This window comes from Haladaptatus sp. ZSTT2, from assembly GCF_037081775.1.
Classification (GTDB): Archaea; Halobacteriota; Halobacteria; order Halobacteriales; family Halococcaceae; genus QDMS2.
Map to the genome: position 1 here is coordinate 123,130 of NZ_JBAMHQ010000001.1, position 21,671 is coordinate 144,800.

The window sequence follows — 21,671 nt, forward strand, 5'->3', positions numbered from 1 at the left end:
CCGTGGGCCGGACGAATCCGACCTATCGACAGTTCCTCCGGCGCTATGAGACGCGCATGGCTCCCTTCCGCCGGGCGCTCAGAGCCGACCCCCAGCCGCAGTTCGACCGCCTGCTCGCCCGCGCCGAGGAGTACGCAGACGCCGCAAGCTACCTGAACGCCCCCGACCCAGAGCGCGCAATCATTTTTTCGATGCTGCTCTTTCAAGAACGCGAACTCGCCGCGCTGCGCGACCACCACACCCACTCAGATAGCGAGCGATGACGTTCACCATCGACTTCCTCGGAGACGAGGTAGTCGAGTGGCGAAAAACTCCTGACACTGTCGAGGCAACGCGAGTCACTGAGTATCGACCACGCCTCTACGTGGCTGGCCCGGTAGACGCCCGCGAGTGGCTGGAAGCACGCCTCCGCACCGACCCAAAAGTTGCGCACATCGCCACCGAGCAGTGGCGGCTCGACTTACTCGCGGACGCTCCCGACTCCGTGCTCCGCGTCGATGTCGAACGAATCGACGACGTCCAACCGCTCGCCCGTGAACTGCGCCACACCCACGAACGCGGGCGGTTCGCCCCCGGGACGTTCCGGCTGTTCAACGTCGATTTCGCCCCGCAGTTTCGCTACTGTTTGGAGCGGGGAATCGACCCGACACCCAAGTACCCACTTTCGACGTTCTCGATTCGTCTCTCTGAAAAGGCGCTCGCAGACGGTGACCTCTCACACATCACGCTCAACGGTGAGGACGTGAAAGGGGCGGAATCCGCGGTGTTACAGGCACTTCGCCACCGTCTCGACGGTGACGACCCGGACGTGCTCGTCGTGAGTAACGGCGACGTGATTCCCCTCCTCGGGCGGAAAGCAGACGACCTCGACGTGTCGCTCTCGCTCGGCCGCTTGCCCGGCTGGTCGCAGCTCGCGGGCGAAAACACCTATCAGAGCTACGGGCAGGTCGGCTTCTCTGCGGCCAGAGACAACGTCCCCGGCCGGGTCGTCCTCGACATCTCGAACAGCTTTCTCTGGTCGAAATCGAATCTCGATGGGTTGCTCGACCTCGTCTCCCGGTCGTGGCGACCCTTTCAGGAGACTGGCTGGGGAAGCATTGGAACCATTCTCACGTCCGTCCAGATTCGGGAAGCGCTTGCTCGCGGCGTTCTCATCCCGTGGAACAAGTGGGACCCAGAGGGGTTCAAAGACGTGCGCACCCTCCACGCCGCAGACCGCGGCGGGTTCATCTTCGAACCACGGGTCGGCCTCCACGAGAACGTCTACGAGGTGGACTTTGCCTCCCTCTATCCCACCATCATCTGTCGGCACAACATCAGTCCGGAGACGGTGTGTTGTTCTTGCGACCGTGAGCACACAGTCGTTCCTGAACTCGGCTACGAACTCTGTGACCGCCCGGGCTTTCTCCCGGCGACCCTCCAGCCGATTTTGGACGACCGGGCACAGTTCAAAGCCCGCCTCGCGGCAAACCCGCCCGAGGCAGAACGCGCCTCGCTTGAAGCGCGTGTCAGCGCGCTCAAGTGGATTCTCGTCACGTGCTTTGGCTATCAGGGCTACCGAAACGCCAAATTCGGGCGCATCGAGTGCCACGAAGCCATCAAAGCCTACGCCCGCGACATCCTCCTCCGGTCGAAGGTTCACCTCGAAGAGGTCGGGTGGGAAATCGTCCACGGTATCGTTGATAGCCTCTCCTGCTCGACACGCTCGACAGATACCGCGACGCAGCAACCGTCTGCGACCGCCTCCGTCAGCACCTCCGCGTGCTTCGCCGCGGTGACGTAGACCCGAACTCACTGGTTATCAGAAAGCGCGTCTCGAAGCCCCTCGCGGGCTACAGCCAGCGCACCCACACCGTCTCTGCCCTTCAACGGTACGCCCAGCACGGGATGACACGAAATCCCGGCCAAGACGTACGCTACGTCGTGGTGAACGACGGCGCGCGCTCAGCAGAGCGCGTTCGCCTGCATTTTGAGGAATGTGACGATTACGACGCCGACTACTACGAAACGCTTCTCATCCGCGCAGCAGAGAGCGTCGTCTCACCGCTCGGCTGGAATCGAGACCGAATCAGGCATTACCTTCGGGGCGACCGGCAACTCGGCTTGTCTGCGTTTGACTGAATCTCTTTCGTAGCCGTGTTAGCGCGTTTCGCCGGGATACTCCACGTCTTCGCCGGCTCCGTCAAGCGCCATATGCAGTGTATCGTCGGTTTCGATCGCTTCGAGGCCGTCTACGCCGGTGATTGCTTGCACGTTCTCGTGGTCTGCGACGACCTTGAGCCCACCTGTTGAGAGGCGCTTTACCACGTCGCCGCCCGCGGCTTCGACGGCTGCGGCCACGCGGTCGCCGTCGGACTCGCTTTGCCCATCGGGAAATCGAAGAATGAGCGTGACGGTCTCGCCAGCGTGTGGTTCCTCGATGATTGCTCGAACGGGGCGCGAGAGGTACATGGCTGGGAGTACGCACTCATGCGTAATCAGTTCCCCTTTCTCTCATGGCGCGTAGGTGCCAGTCAGCAACGACTCTGCGAGGACGTGCCCCTCCATCGCGGATTGCAGGTCGGCTTTCGTCGCGCCCGCTTCGAGCGAGAGCGTCTTGTCGAGCGCGTAGGCGAAAAACCGGTAGGTGTGTGCTTTGTCCGGTGGACTCGGCCCGCCATAGCCCGACTCGCCAAAACTGTTCTTTCCTACTGTCGCGCCCGCCTGATTCCACCCCTCCGAAATCTCGGTCATCGTCGGGGCTACGTTCCAGACCACCCAGTGGTCCCACACCTTTCTCGCAGGCTCCATCGCGTCCGGGTCGTCCATAACGAGCGCGAGCGACTGTGTCCCCTCGGGCACGCCCGCAATCGAGAGCGGCGGGTTCACATTTTCTGCTTTGTAGCCGTACTTTCGTGGAATCGGTTCACTATCTGCGAACGCCGAACTGGTCAGTGTAAACGTCGTCATCTCGGTTCCCTCACCCTGTGGCGCTGCATCGTTTTGTTGCGTACATCCAGCCAGTGTTACCAGTAATACTGTTAAGTAATATCTGCGTGAAACCGCGGTACGCATTGCAGTTCGCCTCATCTGAGATTCGCCCGCCGCGAGCAAAAGTGTGTGCGTGTGACGAGGTTTTCTCGGTTCCGGGCGTAGCTATTACCATGGCATCGACTCGTCGGCTTGGGCTTTTGGGCGACGTCATGCTCGGACGGCTCGTAGACGAGCGCCAGCGGTGGCTGTCGCCGTCCGCCGTGTGGGGCGACCTCTTCTCGCAGCTCACCGACCTAGACGGCCTCGTCTGCAACCTCGAATGCTGTCTCTCTACGAACGGGATGCCGTGGTCGAAAACCTACAGGCCGTTCCACTTCCGCGCAGACCCAACGTGGGCGATTCCCGCACTCACCGCCGCCGAGGTTTCTGCAGTGAGCCTCGCGAACAACCACATCCTCGACTTCGGCCCCGTTGCGCTTGGAGATACCGTAGACCACCTCGACCGCGCTCGCATCGCCCACGCCGGGGCGGGCCGCAACCTCGACACGGCGCTCGAACCAGCCATCTTCACCATGCGTGGCGTTCGCGTCGCCATGGTCTCGCTCACCGACAACACGCCCGAGTACGCCGCAGACCACGACAAGTACGGCACGGCGTGGGTGGACGTAGATCACCGCCACGGCCCGACCCGAGAGCGGGTTCGTGACATTCTCTCGCGTGCGCGAGAACGCAACCCACAGGTCGTCGTCGCCGCGCTCCACTGGGGGCCGAACATGACGACCGAGCCACCGGCCCACTTCATCGAGTTCGCTCACTGGCTCGTCGAGGAAGGTGTGGACATCGTGTACGGTCACTCTGCCCACCTGTTCCACGGCGTCGAGGTGTACGAAGGTAGTCTTATCCTCTACGACACGGGCGATTTCGTGGATGACTACGCGGTGGATACGCACCTCCACAACGACCACTCCTTCCTCTTCGAGGTGACGCTCAGTCCCGATGGCGTGGACGAAGTACGACTGACGCCGACCGAAATCTACGACTTCGCGGTCCACCGCGCCCGCCCTGAAGCCGCAGCGTGGTGTCGGGAGACGATGAAAAATCGGTCTGCGCCCTTTGGTACTGAGTTTGAGCGCGAGGGAGCTGCGTTGGTGCTCAGAATTTAGGTGACGGTGACGAGAACGCTTCGCGTGCGCGGGCCATCCAACTCAACGAGGAACACAGACTGCCACGTCCCAAGTTGCAGTTTTCCATCTACCACGGGAATCGAGAGGCTGCTGTCGAGCAAGGCGGCCCGGAGGTGGGAGTCTGCATTATTGTCTAGTTCGTCGTGGCCGTACCCCCCGCCCGTCGGAACCAGCGATTCCAGCAGTCCGACGAGGTCGCCTTTGAGCCGCGATTCGTTCTCTTGGATGAGCAAGCCAGCGGAGGTGTGCTGGAGAAAGACGGTACACACACCGGTCTCATCTGGCGAAATTTCACCGGAAATGCGGTCGGTGAGGTCAACGAGTTCGACGCGGGCTGTGGTTTCGACGCTGAGACGCATAATTCCTAGTGACGCTGGCGATGGGAAAACGTATGTTCTCCTCTGAAGTTTTGCGCTGTGTTACTCAATCTTTAATATTGAACTGGCCTTGAATTAATACATGACTGTTGTCAGCGTCTCCATGCCGGACGAACTGTTAGAGCGAATCGACTCTTTTTCCGAAGAGCACGGCTACACCGGCCGCAGTGAGGTCATCCGCGAGGCGAGTCGCAACCTGCTCGGCGAGTTCGAGGACAAACGCTTAGAAGACCGCGACTTGATGGGCGTCGTCACGGTGTTGTTCAAGTTCCAGACGACGAGCGTCGAAGAGAAGATGATGCGCCTGCGCCACGAACACGAAGAACTCGTCGCCTCCAATTTCCACAGCCACGTTGGCGACCACTACTGCATGGAACTGTTCATCCTCGAAGGCTCGCTCGCAACCATCTCGACGTTCGTCGGGAAGATTCGCGCCACCAAAGACATCCTCACCGTCGATTACTCCGTGATTCCGGTCGATGAGTTCGGCGCGTTTGCGAATCTCGAATAAGCTACGCGTGCCGTCGTGTCGCACTGAGTTTTCCGACGACGACCGTGCCTGCGTACACCGCGATTGCGACGAGCACGATGACCCCGCCTGTGGCGAGGTCGTAAACGTACGAGAGGGTGATGCCGACGACCACCGCAAACTCGGCTACGAGAATCGAATACCAGACCGACTGCTTGAAGCTGCGGGCGATTTGTGCGGCGGTTGCGACCGGGACGACGAGCATCGCGGCGACGAGAATCACGCCCATGAGTTGCATCGCCGCGACGACAACGACCGCGGTGAGCACCACGAGCAGGCGATTGTAGCCACGCACGTTCAGACTGGCTACCCGCGCGGCCGTCTCGTCGAACGTGATGAACAGCAGGTGGCGGTAGGTGAGCGCGATGACGGCGCAGACGACGAAACTCAGCGCCACGAGTATCCCAGTGCTCTCGCGGGTGACCGTCGAGAGACTCCCGAACAGATACTGATTGATGCTCACCGCGATGCCGCCGGTTGCGGTGATGATGACCGTCCCGAGGGCGAATCCCCCGGCCAACACGATGGCCATGGACACGTCGCCGTAGGCGTCGGTGTACTCGGAGATGATTTGGATGAGCAACGCCGCAATCACCGCGACAACGAGCGCGGTCAGATACGGCGAGATGGCGATGGCGAGCGTTGAACTGAGAAACAGGCCGATGGCGACGCCCGCAAACGCGGTGTGTGCGAGGGTTTCACCGATGAGCGAGAGTTGGCGATGGACGAGAAACGACCCGATGAGCGGCGCGACGACGCCGATTGCGACGCCCGCGATGAATGCCCGCTGCATGAACGGAAGACAGAGCATCTCGATGCCGAACGGGTCGGTGAGCGCGCACATCCCCTCGCCAACGCCGTCGAGCGTCCAGTTGAGCAGGTCAGTTGCAACCGAGAGTACGACGAGGGTGCGGAGGGTCATGGCTGGTCACCCGTCTCGTTGTGGTTGGGGTCGTGGTCTGGATGTGCGTGGTCGTGGTGGAGGACGCGCTGGTTCGCGCCGTACGCCTCTGCGAGCGCGTCGCTCGCGGTGAAGCCCGCAGGCTCACCGTGGAAGAACAGTCGGCGGTTGATGCAGGCGATGTTCGTCGCGTGTTCGGTGACGACGCCGATGTCGTGTTCAATGAGGATAATCGTGAGGCCGTCGCCGTTGAGCTGCTTGAGCAGGTCGTAGAACGCCTCGCGGGATTCTGCGTCCACGCCGACTGCAGGCTCGTCGAGCGCGAGCAGGTCGGCTTCCGCGGCGAGCGCGCGGGCGATGAACACGCGCTGGCGCTGCCCGCCAGAGAGGTGGGTGAGTCGCCGCGCTTCGAGGTGGGCGATGTCTACCGTCTCCATGGCTTCGTTTACGATTCCGCGGTCGCGCGCGGTGAGTCGGCCGAAGCCAACCCGCGGGTAGCGCCCCATCGTGACCACCTCGCGGACGGTAATCGGCATCTCCTTTGCCGCGCTGGTCACGTCTTGGGCGACGTAGCCGATGCGCTCACCGTGGCTGAATTCCGTCGCGGGTTCACCGAACAGCGTGATGCGCCCCGAGTCGGGAGCGAGCAGCCCCAACATGAGTTTCAACAGCGTGCTCTTGCCAGAACCGTTCGGCCCGACGAGTCCGAGAAACTCCCCGGCTTCGACCGTGAGCGACACGTCTTCGACGACGGGACGCGCTCCATAGCCAAACGAGACGTTCTCGACAGCGATGATGGCCGTCATGCGCCGAGCGCCTCACGAAGCGTCGGGAGGTTCACCTCGCGCATGATGTCGACATATCCCCAGCCCTGTGCGTCCCACTCTGCGGTCGTCGTCGGAATCGAGGTGATGGGAAGCACGTCTTTTGCGTCCGTCTCTTCGACCAGTTGTCGGGCAGCGCGGTCTGATTCGAACACCGGCGCGAGGACGTGCTCGATACCGTGTTCGGCGATGACTGCTTGGGCTTCGCGCACGTCTTGTGGCGTTGGTTCTGTGTCCGGTGAGAGCGACGAGAGCGCGTGCACCTCGAAATCGTAGCGGGCTGCGAGATATTGAAAGGCGTCGTGGCCGGCGACGAGGACGGTGTCGCGCGTGCGCATCGCGAGCGCCGCTTCGATTTCGGTGTCGAGTTCCGCGAGTGTGGCTGCGTAGGCAGTCGCACCCTGCCGGTAGGTTTCTGCCTGCGCTGAATCCGCAATGGAAAGCCCCGAAGCGATGGTATCGACCGCTTGCGCGGCGCGTTGTGGGTCGAGCCAGAAGTGGGGATCTTTCCCTGTCGCTTCGTGGTCGTCTTCGTCGGATTCGTGACCACCCGCATCGAGAAGCGAGATGCCGTGTCGGGCCTCGATGACGACGAGTTCGGGCGCATCGCGTTCGAGATTTGTGACGACGTTGTCCGCCCACGGCTGGAACCCTTCGCCCATGTAGATGAACGCCGCAGCGTCGAGAATCGAGGTTTGGATACTCGGCCCCGGTTCCCAGCCGTGGCCGTGTTGCCCAATCGGCACGAGGTTGTCGATTGCAGCGCCATCTTCGACGATGTTGGTGGCGAAATCAGCGAGCACGAAAAACGATGCCGTCGCCAGTTGCTCACCGGCTGTGTCACTCGGACCGTCCGCTACACACCCCGCGAATGCACTCACTGCGAGCGCGCCCCCACACTGGAGTACCGACCGGCGCGTAAATCCACTCATTCTGTTATTAGATTTGCACCACAAATTAATAAAATATGTTATCTCGGACGACTCAGATGCTAGCACGTTCGATTTGGGACGCCGACGGCCTGTGACACGCTCGTTAGTGTGAATTGCTGGCACATTTCGCCCACCTGCCACGGACAAAACTATCTCAAAATCAGAAATAAACAACGGATTATTGCCATCTTATCCTCTTACTCTTTCAAAATCAGCAAACTAATTGGACGTACATAACTCATCTCCGGAAACACATATGTTCAACTTATAGCCATTGCACTTATCTGAGGGGACTCGTAAGCGCCGTTGAGATGACTCGTGCTTCCAGCGGGGACGACCTCCACACCCCGTTGACTGACGACTGCGATGAGGCGCTGCACGCCTTTGAAACAGTTGTCGAAGTGACGGATGTTGGTTCCATCACGCTCGATGGTGCCGGAACCATCACAACCGCAAACGAGCGGTTCTGTGAGTTAGTCGGTCGCGAAGAGCAAGCTGTCGTCGGGACTGCGTTCACGCAGTTGCTCGACGACTCCGCAGTATCGTTCCAGTCGATATACAGCCAGCTCGACGCCGGTGACCCGTCGACCCAAAGCGTCTCGACTACCCTCTCGAACGCAACCGGCGGGGCTGTCGAGTGCAACCTCCACCTCCAATCGCTGTCCGGTGACCCCATGTCAGAGACGGTCTTGGTCATCGTCAACCCGACGACCCACCAGCCCGACTCGAACGCTGCTGACCCGACTAAATCGCCCGCAAACGACGCGCAGGGAGAAGACCTCGAACGCTACAAGACCGTCCTTGAGACCATCCACGACGGCGTCTACGTCGCAAACGAGGACTACGAGTTCGAGATGGTAAACGACGGCTACGCCTCGATGGTCGGCTCCAACCGCGACGACCTCATCGGCAAACACATTTCGACCGTCGTTAACGACGATGTCGTCGAAACGGGCACCGAGCTTCGCCGAGAGCTTCACGACGGCGACCGCAAATCGGGCTCTGTGGTCGTCGACTTAGAACACGCAGACGGCGAGAAAGTCACCGCAGAGACGCGCTTTGCCCCGCTCCCAACCGACGACGGGTCGTTCAAGGGAACGGTCGGCGTCGTCAGAGATTTAAGCGACCGGAACGACCAAGTTCGCTTCCTCGAACGGCAGGTGCGCCAACAACGGGCAATCGCTGATTTCGGGCAGCAAGCGCTCGTCGACCGCGATATAGATGCGTTGCTTCAAGCCGCAACCGACCTCGTCGCAGACGGACTTGACGTTGACTTGAGCAAAGTCTTAGACCTCGACGAAACCACCGGACAATTCCGCCTCAGAGCGGGCGTTGGCTGGGACGACGGCTGCATCGGAAACGCAACCGTGGCAGCAGATACCAGTACACAAGCGGGATACACGCTTCTCTCTGCAGAGCCAGTCATCGTCGAAGATTTCGAAACGAATACGCAATTTTCGGCCTCACAGCTCCTCAAAGAACACGATGTCCGGAGTGGTATCAGCGTCATCATCGGCGAACCAGACGACCCGTGGGGCGTGTTCGGCGTACACACTACGACCACCCATGGATTCACAGAACAGGACGTTTCGTTCGTCCAGAGCATCGCGAACATCCTCGCCGCCGCACTCTCTCGCGCCGAACGGGAACGAGAGCTAGAGCGCTATGAGACAATCGTCGAAACCATCTGGGACGGCGTCTACGCGCTTGACCCGGACGACAACTTTGCGATGGTCAACGACGCCTACTGTGAGATGACGGGCTACGACCGCGAAGAACTTCTCGGGAACCACGCCACGCTCGTCCACAACGACACAATTCAAGAGCGCGTTCAAAACATGGCCGCAGAGATGCGCGGTGGCGACCGAGAGCAGGCCACCATCGAACTTGACTTCCAGAGAAAAGACGGCACCTCGGTTCCGGCCGAGGCACGGTTTGGCCCGTATCCGTACGACACCGGGTCAGCCGGTCGGGCGGGCGTGGTCAGAGACATCACCGACCGCCGGGCGTGGGAGCAACAAGTCGAGATGATGAACGACCTAAACGAGGTCGTCCGCGAAATCACCCACGCCCTCGTCGAATCGAACGCCCGCACGGACATCGAGCGGCTCGTCTGTGAGCGCTTTGGCACCGCAGACCTCTATGAGTTCGCATGGCTCGGGTCGGTCGCAGACGACGGAACGAGTCTCGAATCCATCGCGGAAGCAGGCGTCACTGACTATTTAGAAGGCGTCACCATCACTGCAGACGAGAGCGAAACCGGTTGCGGCCCGACCGGCCGTGCCCTGCGCGAGCAAGAACCCGTGTTCATCACGAATGTTCTCGGAAACGACGAGTACGAGCCGTGGCACGACGACGCGCGCGAGCGTGGCTACCGGTCGGTGGCCGCCATTCCGCTCACCTACCAGAACATCTCCTACGGTGTGCTTACCATCTACTCTGCGCGCAGCGATGCGTTTGGCGAAAACGAACAACGCATTCTCTCGCAGGTTGGCGACGTAATTGGCCACGCCATCAACGCCATCGAACGCAAGGAAGCGCTGATGGCAGACCGCATCACGGAAATCACCTTCCGAACGGACGACCTCCCGGACGCGCTCCAAGCGCTCGATGGGGAAATGGGTGTGGTGACCGTAGACCGCGTCGTTCCGCTCAACGACGGGACGGTGTTGAAGTACCACTCGGTCCGTGAGATGTCCCCAGCGGTGTACAAAGACGCACTCGAAGACGTGCCGTGGGTCACCGATATCCGGGAGATAAATGCCTCGCCCGACGTGACGCGCTTTGAGGTGGTGACCGAGGAGCCAACGGCGAGTTCGACGCTTGCGACCTACGGTGGTCGCCTCCACTCGATTACATTCACCCACGACAGCGTCGAAATCGAAGCCGAACTGCCTGCGTCCGTTGACCTGCGGCAGGTGAGCGACGCGCTTTGTGAGCGCTACCCTGGCCTCGAACTCGTGTCGAGAAACACCATCGACCGCAAGGTTGCGATGCCAGAAGAACTCGCAGAGAGCTTGATTGGGCAGCTCACAGAACGCCAGCGCACCGCGCTCAAGTCCGCGTACTACGCGGGCTTTTTCGACTGGCCACGCGAGAGCGCCGGGACGGACGTCGCTGCCTCGCTCGACGTGTCACCGGCCACGTTCCACGAACACCTGCGCAGAGCGCAACGAAAAATCTTCACGACCCTCTTCGAAGTCAGCCCCACTGCTGACTAACACCAGTCAGTCAGACTGAATCTTGTTCTCTTCTTCGCTCAGCTTTCCCGGCGACTGAGCCGTCATCGGCTCGTCGAAGCCGGTTGGTGCAAGGGTTGGTTCGCAGATGATTTTCTCGCGGCCCAGACGAAATCGGTTGAGCGATTTTTCGTCTTCCATGTCTTGGAGCAACCGACTCACGGTCGCATCAGACCAGCCAACGAGACTTGCGAGTTCTTTCTGTCGCATTCGCCCGTCGTTTTCGTTGACCATCTCGAGCACCATCTCTTCTGGCGTCATTCCGGTTTTCACGACAAAATCCGCTTTCGAGTGTTCATAGGTGTAATCGATGAACTCCTGTGTTGCGGATTTTTCGGCCCCGGATTCCCCCCCTTCGGTCCCATCCAACTCACTCGCCGCTATACTTCCGTCAGTGTCGTCTGCGCCAATCCCAAGAACGTCACGCAGACGCACCAGTAACGCCTGCAATGGAGTATCTTCGGATTGTTCCTTCGTATCCATCTCAACTCGTGGTATTACATCGACCAAACAGATACTCCCTGCCCCTAAACAATTGGGGCGTGGCGGTCGCTTTGGAGGGTGCATCGTGGCACAGTCTGTTGATTTGTGCCCTTTTGCCCCTCACCAATGAGCATCCCAGTGGGTCACGGCGCGGAATTTATGTCAGATGGATGTATGGATTGGTGTGTTGGAGGGCAGATGGCGCTTGGCCGGAACCAGCCAGCGCCAACGCCCACTACTCAGTTATACTCAGAACCAGCACATACGGACATTCCCTAACTGGTCGGGGTTTCTCGAAACACATGGGGAAAGGGGGTGGTCCTCACTCGGAGAGCACCGCCGCAAGTCTCGCCCGATGAAACGAAACGGCGTCCACACCGGTTCGCTCCGGGAAGCCAGGGCGCGTCACGTCTCCGCGCGAATCGACCGCCGAGTGGACGATTGCCGCGAGTCGGTACGCAGCGTCCACTGCGGGATACGGCCGCACCGTTTCATACCCCCGCCTGAACGCCGTCCGGAATGGCTCACTCGACTTGACGTACCAGTCACAGACGAGGTGTTCTGCCTTCGCAACCGAGAGTCCCGGCGCACCAGCGAGTGGGTCGCCCCAGTCGATGAGGGCGGTGACCGTCCCGTCTTGGACCAGCGCGTTTCCCGGGCGGAAGTCCCACGGATAGAGACACGACGCTGGAGACTCGGGTATCGCTGCATGCACAAACACGTCTCGCAGTCGCTCGCGGAAATCGTCGAACGCAGCGGGCAGGGTATCAACACCCGCGAGCGCATACACACGGAACCACGACGCCCAGTTGTCGAGTCCGGTGACGCGAAAGTCGGCTGTCTCACTGTCCCACACCACGTCGCCAAACGCGTCGAACGAACACACCTCGTGGACTTCTGCGAGATACCGCCCGAACGTCGCGGCGAGCGTCTGTTGGCGTGCAACAGCAAAGCCGGTGAACCGTTCGTGGAGGTCTGCGCCGTCTGTGTGCTCGACCACGACGTACGCACGTGCGTCGAGGGTTCCCTGTGCCAGTTGTCGAGGCACCGGAACCGACGTTTCAGCCCGAATCCGCTGTGCGAGCACCGACTCGGTGTCGAGCGCGTCTGAGTCGTCGGTGTGTTGGACGACGACCGTCGCGCCATCAGTGAACCTGACGATTGCCGTCTCCTTCTGATTCCCACGCGTTGTGGGGGTTACCGACGCGACCTCGCGGTCGGGGAACTCTTGGGCGACAATGGCTCGGACGGCATCCATCACTGGGTGTTCTTGCCGCGAAACGAAAGGTGCACCGCCGTTACCGCCCCACGTCCGCAAGAATCGTGTCGAGGCTGTCGAGTCGATGAAGGATGTAATCGGGGTCGTACCCCGCCACATCGGGCGATTCTGTGTGAGGATACCACGCGGCGAGCAAGCCCGCTCGCTGTGCTCCAGCCACGTCGTATTCGAGCGAATCACCGACGTGGAGCGCCGCGTCTGGGGGCACGTCGAGGGCAGCGAGCGCCCGGTCGAACGGGTCGCGGTGGGGCTTTCGGCGGGGCATATCGCCCGCGTACACGATAACGTCGAAGGCGTCTGTGAGGCCGAGCGCCTCGACTTTCACCGCCTGTCGCCGCGACGGACCGTTCGTCACGAGGCCGACCTGTCCGTGGGCGGTGGCGTCGGCGAGCGCCTGTTTCGCGCCGGGCTGGAACGACACGGCGCTCCAATCGACCGTCTCGGCGAAGCCACGGGCAAGCGCCGTGGTATCGACCTCTTGCCGCCCGTATTTCGCTGCCACCACGTCGTACCCTGCCGCGAGATACCCAACCTCGTCGTTCGGGTCCGGCGGCCCGGAGAGCGCGTCCCAGAGGTCGGCTGGCTCGCCAAAGGGCGCGACCCCAGCGACCTCGAACGCACTCGCGTAGATGGCGGCTGTGTCCTGGTCGTTCCGACAGAGCGTGCCATCTAAATCGAACAGGGTGGCCGAAATCGTGTGCACACCAGCCGTAGGCGTGGCGGCAAGAAAAAGAAGGCGTCGCTGTCTGCGTTCAGAACCCCTTTCTGCGTGCCTCTCGAACCCGCTCGTAGTGGTCCGCGTTCCGAATCCGCTGAGTGCCCTCCTTCTCAGTATTGGTCTCGCCCTCTCTCGGCTCGGACTCATCACCGAACAGCGTGCGCGCCACACAGCCGACCTCGCGTGGCCGCGCATCGTCACCGGTCTCGCCCGCATGTCGAAAAGCGCCGCTGACGTGGCGATGGTCGGCGTCGCGCTCGGCCGCGTCGGCATCGCCGGGGTTGGCTTCGCCAGTCCCTACTGGGGGCTCGTGTTCAGCATCGGCGGCGGCCTCGCCGCTGGCACCATCGCGCTCGTCTCCCAGCGATACGGCGCAGAGCGCTTCGACCAACTCGGCCAAGCCATCCGGTCGAGCGCCGCGCTCGTCGTCGCCATCACGCTCCCCGTCGCTGCGGTGTTCTATCTGTTCCCCGTCGAACTCATCTCGCTACTGAGTTCCGACGAAACGGTGATTCGCTACGGCGCAGACTACCTCCGAATCCTCGCCTTTGGCGTGCCGTTTGGCGCGCTCAACCTCATCGCCAGTCGCGCGCTCATCGGTGCTGACGACGCGTGGACGCCGATGGTGCTGCGTGCGACGGGTGCGGTCATGAACATCGCGCTCAACGCCGTGCTCATCTTCGGCCTCGGGATGGGCGTCGTCGGCGCGGCGCTCGGCACCGTCCTCTCGAACGTCCTCGTCACCTTCGCGTTCGTCGTTGGCCTCTCGCGGGGGCGCTTACCCGGCGTTGGCGACTTGCCCGTCACCGTCTCACCAACTGGTTCGTTCGTCGATTGGGAGACCATGCGCGACGTGGTGAGCATCGGGCTTCCCGTCGTTGGCCGCAACTCCGTCTGGACGGTTGCGCGCTTTCCCACCCTCGCCTTCCTCGATCTGTTCGGCGCGACGGTCGTCGCTGCCTACATCATCACCCGACGGATTTGGGGCCTCATTAACACGCCCGGCTGGGGCTTTGGCCTCGCCGCGAGCAGTCTCGTCGGGCAGGAACTCGGCCGAGACGACGAAGACGGCGCGGAAGCCTATGGGAGAGAAATCGTCCGCTTCTCGGTTGCGACGTACATCGTCGCCGCCGCCGCCGTCATCGCCTTTGCTCGCCCTATCGTGACGCTGTTCGTTGACTCCCCGACAGACCCCGCCGTAAAAATCGCGGTGGACATGGTGTACGTCTCCGCCATCGCCGTCGTCTTCCAAGGTGTCACGAGCAGTATCTCGGGCGCGCTCGACTCGACTGGTGACACGCGCTGGCCGTTTTACAGCTTCGTCATCGGGATGTTTGGGTTCTCCATCCCGCTCATCTACCTTGGCGGGACGACGGCGCTCGGGATTTATGGCATCTACCTCGCCTTCTTCGGGGAGACGGTGGTTCCGGCCGTCATCAACTATTATCGCTTTACGACCGGGAAGTGGAAGGCCATCAGCCGGACGTATCGCCCGGATGCGGTGGCGGACGACTGAACCGCGTTACTCGTCGGGGAACGGTTCGCCGGGCGCAATGCCCGTCAAGTCGATGATTTGTGCCATCCACGCGAGTTTGAACGCCATCACCAGCGCGGTTGCGAGGACGGCGTGAACTGGCCGCCGCCGGAGCGTCGCCCACCCCAAATAGGCCGTCGCTGGCACGTTGAGGAGATTGAGGACGTTGGGCCACGATAGCCCCACCGTTCCGTTGCCCTGCGCCAGCCACGCACGCTCTGCGAGCACGCCGCGCGTCATCCACGCATCGGTCGTTTCCGGCGGGCGAAACGCGGCTGGATTGATGATGAGCCACACGACCAGCCCCGCCACGAGCCGCCATTTTCGCTGATAGAGCGCGTACACGAGGGCGGGCGTCGTCGCCGCCCGCGTCCACCCGCTCCACGGGTTCGCGTGGCGCTTCCAGACGCTGTCTGGGAGGATGGTGTGTGCTGAGTCGTTTGCGTCGTCCATACTTGCAGGTTGTACGCTCGTGAGTAAACTGTATCACCCACCGTCGCACACTCGGGAGTACAGGAACCTCCGCACGCATGTAAAAACGCGGTGAGCAACGCCCTTGCCCATCTCCCCGTCGAAATTTAACAACGTCAGATAGTCAGTATAATTGTTAATACCAATTTTTAAATATACTGCCAACGACTGTCGGTTAAGTAAAATATTCAACTAGTGTACCTGGCTGTTGCGAATATTTGTTCTGCTTGGAAAAAATGCCGTGGCAATACACACCCTACACGATTCCGCTGCTCCTTATCGCGCTTCTCACCGCGATTATCGGTGGATTTTCGCTACGTGAGAGGTCTGAGAAAGCGGCATTCGCGTTCGTGCTCTTTTTGGCCGCCATCGTCGAGTGGCAACTTGCGTATATTCTCCAGCTGGCCGCGGTCACCCTCTCTGCGAAACTCCTGTGGAACTTCGCGGTGTACGTTGGTGCGGTCATAGTTCCGGGGGCATGGATGGTGTTCGCGCTCCTCTACACCGGGCGACAGCGGTTTGTGACACGACGAACGACCGCCGCGCTCACGGTCGTCCCTCTCCTCACACTTGCACTCCTCTGGACGAACGAGAGCCACCACCTCGTGTTCGCCTCCCAGTCGCTCGATACAAATGGGTCGTTCGTCGTCTTGACCCAACAGATGGGCACGTGGCACTGGTTCTTGCTCGCGTACCTGTACACGCAAGTGCTCATCGCAATCCTCGCTATCATCGACCACTTTTCTCAGGGAACAGACGACTTTCGCGGTATCGTCGCCGTTTTTCTCGTCGCCTCGCTGACCCCACTGTTCGCAAACGTGGCGTACTTCGCCCACTTGGTTCGCATCAACCCCACGCCGCTCGCGTTCGGGGTGACGGTGGTCGTCCTTTCGATCTCGATGTATCGCTACCAGTTGTTCGACATCGTCCCCATCGCCCACGACTTGGTCGTCCAACAGATTACCGACCCAATCGTGATTCTCGACACAGACGGGCGTGTCGCTGAGATGAACGACGCGGCAAAAGACCTGTTCTCCATCGACGCTGCGTTCACCGGCCGCCACGGCTCCGACCTCTTGGGGGACGTGTATCCCCACATCGCTGCATATGACGGTGAGGACGAACAGCACTCCAACACTGCCTTCGAACTCGGTGAGTATCGCTACTTCACCATTCGCCTCATGCCGATTGCCGACGACACACAGGAACCAGTCGGCAAAATCGTGATTTTCAGAGAAGTTACCGATCGAATGCGGGCGGAAAAACGCTTCGAGCTGCTCATCGAGAACGTGACCGACATCATCACCGTGATCGAAGCCGACGGAACCGTCCGATTCCAGAGTCAGGCGTTCGAGCACGTCCTCGGGTACGACCCCGAGACCGTCGTTGGGGACACGGTGTTCCACCTCGTCCACCCCGACGACCTCGACCACATTGTCGAGGAGTTCGTCGACGACATCGAGGATTTCGGGCGACTCACACAAACCGAGGCGCGATTTCGCCACGCAGATGGGTCGTGGCGAACGCTCGAACTCCACGGGAAGAACCTCCTCAACCATCCGGTCGTCCGTGGCGTCGTCATCACCGCACGCGACGTGACCGAACGAGAGCAACACGCACAGGAACTGAAACGCCAGAACGACCGGTTAGCCGAGTTCGCCAACGTCGTTTCCCACGACCTGCGAAATCCACTGACGGTCGCCAAGGGACGACTCGAAATCGCCCAAGAAACCGGCGACAGTGAGCATTTCGAGGCGATTGCCCGGGCGACGACGCGGATGGAACGCATCATCAACGATGTCCTCACGTTGGCCAAGCAAGGTGACGCAGTCGGGGAGACCCAACGCCTCTTGGTGGCTACTGTCGCTACGGAGGCGTGGGAGACGGTCGATACCCGCGCCGCGATGCTCACCGTCGAGACAGACCAGGTTATCGAAGCGGACGAAAGTCGTCTCATCCAACTGTTCGAGAACCTGTTTCGAAACGCCATCGAACACGGTGGCCCTGACGTGACCGTTCGTGTTGGCTCGCTTGTAGACGAGCAGGGATTCTACGTCGAAGACACCGGCCCAGGCATCCCGGAAGCTGACCGCGTCCGGGTCTTCGAATCCGGCTTCACGACCAACCAATCGGGAACCGGCTTCGGACTCGCCATCATCGAACAGATTGTCGAGGCACACGGCTGGGTCATTGCAGTCACGGCGGGTTCAGACGGGGGTGCGCGATTCGAAATCTACGAGAACGTCCGGACTGAGTTGGATGAGACAGAGCACCTCTCCTGACTCCTCGTGTGCGGAAGCGCTCACGTGTCGAATCACACACGAGGAGCTGTGAGCGTGACGTGGTGGATCTGAACACCAAAAACTCCAACTGATGGCCCCTCACAAAACCACTCTCACCGTCCGCCCGAGAATCTCTATTAGCGTTCCTCACCAATTGTTACTATGGACTCTGCGATAGACGACATCGAGTTTCTCGCTCGGTCAGCGCACCGAGTCGGCGTGCTCGAAGCATTGGAAACGAGTCCGCACGACCGCGCCGACCTCCGAGCGGTGACCGGCGCGTCGTCTCCGACGATGGGGAGAATCCTCTCGGATTTCGAGCACAGACGGTGGATTGTCCGCGAGGGACGCACCTACGAACTGACGCCGCTGGGTGAGTTCGTCGCAGACCGATTTCTGCGCCTTTGTGCGGCGATGGAGACCGAGCACAAACTCCGCGACATCTGGCAGTGGCTCCCTCGCGAGATGGAGGGCTTTACGGTTGACTTGTTTGCCGACGCGGTGGTCTCCGTTCCCGGCCCCGGCTATCCCTACGAACCCGTCGAACGGTTGACGCAGTTGATACAGGGGACGAGTCGGATGCGCGGCTTCGACACGATTGTCCAGAAGTCGATAAACAACGAAGCGGTCTGTGACGCCGTCCTCTCCGGTATGGAACTCGAATACGTCTTCTCACCAACCGCGCTCGAAGGGACGTATGCGTGGAATCCAGAACGAGTCCAAGAAGTCGCAACCAGCGAGAACTGTACGGTTCTCGTCCACGACAACCTTCCCGATGGCGACCGCTGTGGCCTCGGCATCGTCGACGACCGCGTGGGCATCTGCTGTCACGATATCGCCACGGGGGCACTCGTCGCCATCATCGACACCGACGCACCGGCGGCCAGAGCGTGGGCACTCTCCGTCTACGAACGCGTCCGTGCAGACGCAACACCAATCGATGAAACCGCGTTCGAGACCTTCATCGAAGCGAGTTAGCCGGTCGGAACCTGGTGGAGGTAAACTGCGTTTCGACACTGTTCGTCACCTCGGCTACCCGCGAACTTTCACGAGGTGAAATATTTCACGAGGCAGTTAGATGCCGCCTCCAAGCGTAGTGTGTGGTGAGTCTGCATGACACAAACGACGCTCGTGACACGGAGTGGGTCGACGATAACCCTGCCAGCAGAGACGGTCGAATCGTTCAGCCAGCAACTACGCGGCCCGCTACTTGCACCCGGAGAACCGGGATTCGATGATGCAATCCGTATCTGGAACGGCATGGTAGAGAAAACGCCCGCACTCGTCGTCCAGCCGACGGGCACCGCAGACGTCGTTGCCGCCGTGAATTTCGCCCGCGAGAACGACCTTCTCGTCTCGGTGAAAGGCGGCGGCCACAACATCGGCGGGACGGCACTCGCAGACGGCGGCTTGACCATTGACATGTCGAACCTGCGTGGTGTCATCGTTGACGCCGACCGACGGCAAGTCACGGCACAGGCTGGCTGCAAGCTCGGCGATGTCGACAGAGAGACGCAACTCTTTGGCCTCGCCACACCGCTCGGATTCATCTCCAAGACGGGGATTGCTGGCCTGACGCTTGGGGGTGGCTTTGGCTACCTGACCCGCCGCTTTGGCTGGGCCGTCGACAACCTGCTCGAGGTCGAAATCGTCACCGCCGATGGACAGGTTCGTCGGGCTAACAGTGAGGAGAATGCGGACCTGTTCTGGGCGATTCGAGGCGCGGGACACAATTTCGGCATCGTTACCTCGTTCACCTACCGGCTCCACGAGGTCGGCCCGATCGTCTACGGTGGACTCATCGCCTGGCCGGCCGCACGGGCGGAAGAAGTCCTCGCCACCTACAGAGAGCTAACCGCCACGGCACCGCCTGAGTTGACCGTCTTTCAGGTACTCATGCGCGCTCCGCCAGCGCCCTTCGTCCCGCCAGAGGCACACGGCGAACGAATCTGCGCATTCGCGGTGTGCTACACTGGCGACCTCGACACGGTCGAAGAAGCCCTCACTCCGATTCGCGCACTTGGCGACCCCGTCGTAGATATGCTCCAACCACTCCCGTACGCCCAGCTCCAATCCTCTCTGGACGACACCGAGCCAACGGGGCACCACTACTACTGGAAAACCGAGTTCGCGTCCGAACTGACCCCAGAGTTCCAGGCAACGGTAGCCGAACTGGCCGCAGAATGCCCGATTCCGGGCAGCCAACTCGTTCTCGCCCACATCGGCGGAACCATCAACGACCGAGCCGACGACGACGGCGCAATCGGCAATCGGGACGTTCGCTTCGTCTACGGCGCAGCAGGGATGTGGGAGCCGGACAACCCCCACGCAGCCGAGTTCCGACAATGGGTCAAAGACGCAGGCACCCGGCTCCAGCCGTTTTCGACCGGCGGGAACTACATCAACTTCCAAACCGCAGAAGACGGCGAGGAACGCGTTCGGGCGACCTACGGCGCAAACTACGACCGACTCCTCGAACTCAAGCAAAAATACGACCCGGACAACGTGTTCCGGGTAAACCGGAATATTCACCCACAAGCGAGGGCAGAGCGTCCCTGATAGCCAAACAATCGGGTACTAATTTCTGACTCAGTGACGGCATTTCTCTCGGAAAGGATGCTTCTGCACTACTGCATGTCTCTCATCGAAGTCGCTCAGTGATTTGTTTCGTGAAAAGTGCTCCGTCAGGACGTGGATATCGTAGAACGAGAACGCGGGTAGTATCTCAGAGCGTGTGAGCGACGTTGAGGAGGGGTCATGACGCTCGATACCGTTCAAATTCGACTACTGCGACGTGTTCGCGTGGTCACTCACCGACGATGGCGACGATGCCGTGGATGCAGGCTAAAAGTGTCACGCCGAACCGCTACGCGAAGGAGCTCCTGTGTTCGGGATCTCGCATACTGAAGATGACTCTTGAACCTCAGAAAATAATCCGTCGCGTCAAGTGTTCCGTATCACTGCGATGATCAGATATGACACCCTGACTCGATGGTCTGGGAGGTGTGACAGCGATTACTACCTTGCTGGCCCGTCGTACCGGCCCATTCCTCCGTGGAGCCGCCCATCGACGGAAACCCAGCCTTGCTGGTCATCGGTAAAGACCGCTGGCGTGGTGGTCGCCTCGAACGTGTTGAAACTGTTTGATAGCCAGAACCCCCACTCATTCCAGCCTTCGAACCGAATCTCCCCCACGGTAACCGTCGCCGTCTGATCCGCCTCGTAGGTCATCCCGATCACGCTCGTGAACGTGAAACAAGTGTCCGTCTCCGACCATGGATCCTGGCACGGAATGGCTGACACGTCGTTGGTTGGGGCGATGAACGACGCATTGCCGATCGGGTAGCGTGTCTCGATATCGTGATCGACCGTGATCTGCCAGGCAATCGAGTACGTGGTCGGATCGGGAACGAGTTTCCGATTCGTCATATTGGCTGGAATCTCGTCTGGGCCGATCTCTTGGCGATCGATCACTGAGCCGTTGGGGGCGTATGTCCAGAGAACGTAGCGATCTTCTCCGACCAACTGGTCAGCGTGCAAGCGCATCATCGGCCCGTGGGGAGTCTGGACGACGGCTGCCTCCCAGTCTGTGACCTGGGTTCCGGTGTCGTCGTAGATCCACAGATTCGAACCCAGATCTGACTCTACGTCTGTTCCGACAGGGACTGGCAAGAACACGGTCGCGTTCTCAATGGTAGTGTTCGTACTGATCGATGTTGTGTAGGCGTACGAAGAGTAGTGACTGTACATGAAGTCGGGCGGGAAAAGTAACATACCGAGGGCAGTCAACGGAAAAAGAACCACAACCACCGCGACAATGAGAATCAACAGTTGCCTCTTCGATACCATACTGTAGTAGACGTTAATATCAAATATATAACTATTGTGCGGAGAGATAGCACAATCCACGTCCAATACACCTTATTCTGTCTGCCACCTGCTAAA

At 60.6% G+C, this 21,671-nt stretch carries 21 protein-coding genes; 10 read left to right on the forward strand and 11 right to left on the reverse strand.

Annotated features, from left to right (window positions below; translation table 11 throughout):
- The first annotated feature begins 2 nt into the window (after positions 1-2).
- From V5N13_RS00620 to V5N13_RS00630, 3 genes are read left to right on the forward strand one after another with little or no spacing between them, the layout of a single operon-like run.
- Positions 3-263: a hypothetical protein gene (locus V5N13_RS00620; protein ID WP_336359180.1), complete on the forward strand. Its 261-nt coding sequence runs from the start codon at positions 3-5 to the stop codon at positions 261-263.
- A complete protein-coding gene (locus V5N13_RS00625) occupies positions 260-1,783 on the forward strand; it encodes a DNA polymerase domain-containing protein (RefSeq protein WP_336359181.1) in 1,524 nt (507 codons plus the stop codon). The genes V5N13_RS00620 and V5N13_RS00625 overlap by 4 nt, the downstream gene beginning before the upstream one ends.
- Positions 1,762-2,121: a hypothetical protein gene (locus V5N13_RS00630; protein WP_336359182.1), complete on the forward strand. Its 360-nt coding sequence runs from the start codon at positions 1,762-1,764 to the stop codon at positions 2,119-2,121. Before V5N13_RS00625 ends, V5N13_RS00630 begins: the two co-directional genes overlap by 22 nt.
- Positions 2,122-2,139: 18 nt before the next feature.
- Here V5N13_RS00630 and V5N13_RS00635 read toward each other — a convergent pair whose 3' ends face one another.
- A complete protein-coding gene (locus tag V5N13_RS00635; protein ID WP_336359183.1) occupies positions 2,140-2,451 on the reverse strand; it encodes a hypothetical protein in 312 nt (103 codons plus the stop codon).
- Positions 2,452-2,493: 42 nt separating this feature from the next.
- The gene (locus V5N13_RS00640) at positions 2,494-2,949 is read right to left on the reverse strand and encodes a YbhB/YbcL family Raf kinase inhibitor-like protein (RefSeq protein WP_336359184.1); all 456 of its coding nucleotides are present in this window, start codon (positions 2,947-2,949) and stop codon (positions 2,494-2,496) included.
- Positions 2,950-3,143: 194 nt separating this feature from the next.
- Between V5N13_RS00640 and V5N13_RS00645 the strand changes: the two genes are divergently transcribed.
- The gene (locus V5N13_RS00645) at positions 3,144-4,136 is read left to right on the forward strand and encodes a CapA family protein (RefSeq protein WP_336359185.1); all 993 of its coding nucleotides are present in this window, start codon (positions 3,144-3,146) and stop codon (positions 4,134-4,136) included.
- On the opposite strand, the gene V5N13_RS00650 is transcribed toward V5N13_RS00645, so the two are convergent.
- The gene (locus V5N13_RS00650) at positions 4,133-4,516 is read right to left on the reverse strand and encodes a secondary thiamine-phosphate synthase enzyme YjbQ (RefSeq protein WP_336359186.1); all 384 of its coding nucleotides are present in this window, start codon (positions 4,514-4,516) and stop codon (positions 4,133-4,135) included. The two genes, V5N13_RS00645 and V5N13_RS00650, sit on opposite strands and share 4 nt — an antisense overlap.
- Before the next feature lie 100 nt (positions 4,517-4,616).
- Here V5N13_RS00650 and V5N13_RS00655 point away from each other — a divergent pair, with 100 nt between their 5' ends.
- Positions 4,617-5,045 (forward strand): CopG family ribbon-helix-helix protein, encoded by a 429-nt coding sequence (locus V5N13_RS00655; protein WP_332898890.1) that lies wholly within the window; start codon positions 4,617-4,619, stop codon positions 5,043-5,045.
- Between the two features lies 1 nt (position 5,046).
- On the opposite strand, the gene V5N13_RS00660 is transcribed toward V5N13_RS00655, so the two are convergent.
- The 3 genes from V5N13_RS00660 to V5N13_RS00670 are packed head-to-tail and all read right to left on the reverse strand — an operon-like array spanning position 5,047 to position 7,720.
- Positions 5,047-5,985, reverse strand: a complete 939-nt coding sequence (locus V5N13_RS00660; RefSeq protein ID WP_442905054.1) for a metal ABC transporter permease — start codon at positions 5,983-5,985, stop codon at positions 5,047-5,049.
- Positions 5,982-6,770, reverse strand: coding sequence for a metal ABC transporter ATP-binding protein (locus V5N13_RS00665; RefSeq protein ID WP_336359187.1), 789 nt, complete (start codon positions 6,768-6,770; stop codon positions 5,982-5,984). The genes V5N13_RS00660 and V5N13_RS00665 overlap by 4 nt, the downstream gene beginning before the upstream one ends.
- Positions 6,767-7,720, reverse strand: coding sequence for a metal ABC transporter substrate-binding protein (locus V5N13_RS00670; protein WP_336359188.1), 954 nt, complete (start codon positions 7,718-7,720; stop codon positions 6,767-6,769). Before V5N13_RS00670 ends, V5N13_RS00665 begins: the two co-directional genes overlap by 4 nt.
- Before the next feature lie 311 nt (positions 7,721-8,031).
- On the opposite strand from V5N13_RS00670, the gene V5N13_RS00675 reads away from it, so the two are divergent.
- Positions 8,032-10,941, forward strand: coding sequence for a PAS domain S-box protein (locus V5N13_RS00675; RefSeq protein WP_336359189.1), 2,910 nt, complete (start codon positions 8,032-8,034; stop codon positions 10,939-10,941).
- Between the two features lie 6 nt (positions 10,942-10,947).
- Here V5N13_RS00675 and V5N13_RS00680 read toward each other — a convergent pair whose 3' ends face one another.
- The 3 genes from V5N13_RS00680 to V5N13_RS00690 all read right to left on the reverse strand — a co-directional run bounded on the left by V5N13_RS00680 (position 10,948) and on the right by V5N13_RS00690 (position 13,424).
- The gene (locus tag V5N13_RS00680; protein ID WP_332898894.1) at positions 10,948-11,442 is read right to left on the reverse strand and encodes a helix-turn-helix transcriptional regulator; all 495 of its coding nucleotides are present in this window, start codon (positions 11,440-11,442) and stop codon (positions 10,948-10,950) included.
- Positions 11,443-11,764: 322 nt separating this feature from the next.
- Complete coding sequence (locus V5N13_RS00685) at positions 11,765-12,700, reverse strand: phosphotransferase family protein (RefSeq protein WP_336359190.1); 936 nt, start codon at positions 12,698-12,700, stop codon at positions 11,765-11,767.
- Between the two features lie 40 nt (positions 12,701-12,740).
- Positions 12,741-13,424: an HAD family hydrolase gene (locus V5N13_RS00690; RefSeq protein WP_336359191.1), complete on the reverse strand. Its 684-nt coding sequence runs from the start codon at positions 13,422-13,424 to the stop codon at positions 12,741-12,743.
- An 88-nt stretch (positions 13,425-13,512) separates the two neighbouring features.
- On the opposite strand from V5N13_RS00690, the gene V5N13_RS00695 reads away from it, so the two are divergent.
- Entirely contained in the window at positions 13,513-14,955 is a 1,443-nt protein-coding gene (locus V5N13_RS00695; RefSeq protein WP_336359192.1) for an MATE family efflux transporter, read from the forward strand.
- 6 nt (positions 14,956-14,961) lie between these two features.
- Here the strand turns inward: V5N13_RS00695 and V5N13_RS00700 are convergent, their stop codons facing one another.
- Entirely contained in the window at positions 14,962-15,426 is a 465-nt protein-coding gene (locus V5N13_RS00700; RefSeq protein ID WP_336359193.1) for a DUF6653 family protein, read from the reverse strand.
- A 254-nt stretch (positions 15,427-15,680) separates the two neighbouring features.
- Here V5N13_RS00700 and V5N13_RS00705 point away from each other — a divergent pair, with 254 nt between their 5' ends.
- The 3 genes from V5N13_RS00705 (at position 15,681) to V5N13_RS00715 (ending at position 20,285) form a co-directional block, all read left to right on the forward strand.
- Positions 15,681-17,726: a histidine kinase N-terminal 7TM domain-containing protein gene (locus V5N13_RS00705; RefSeq protein WP_336359194.1), complete on the forward strand. Its 2,046-nt coding sequence runs from the start codon at positions 15,681-15,683 to the stop codon at positions 17,724-17,726.
- A gap of 162 nt (positions 17,727-17,888) precedes the next feature.
- Positions 17,889-18,704 (forward strand): helix-turn-helix transcriptional regulator, encoded by an 816-nt coding sequence (locus V5N13_RS00710; protein WP_336359195.1) that lies wholly within the window; start codon positions 17,889-17,891, stop codon positions 18,702-18,704.
- A 135-nt stretch (positions 18,705-18,839) separates the two neighbouring features.
- Entirely contained in the window at positions 18,840-20,285 is a 1,446-nt protein-coding gene (locus V5N13_RS00715; RefSeq protein WP_336359196.1) for an FAD-binding oxidoreductase, read from the forward strand.
- A 459-nt stretch (positions 20,286-20,744) separates the two neighbouring features.
- On the opposite strand, the gene V5N13_RS00720 is transcribed toward V5N13_RS00715, so the two are convergent.
- The gene (locus V5N13_RS00720) at positions 20,745-21,575 is read right to left on the reverse strand and encodes a hypothetical protein (protein WP_336359197.1); all 831 of its coding nucleotides are present in this window, start codon (positions 21,573-21,575) and stop codon (positions 20,745-20,747) included.
- Positions 21,576-21,671: the final 96 nt, after the last annotated feature.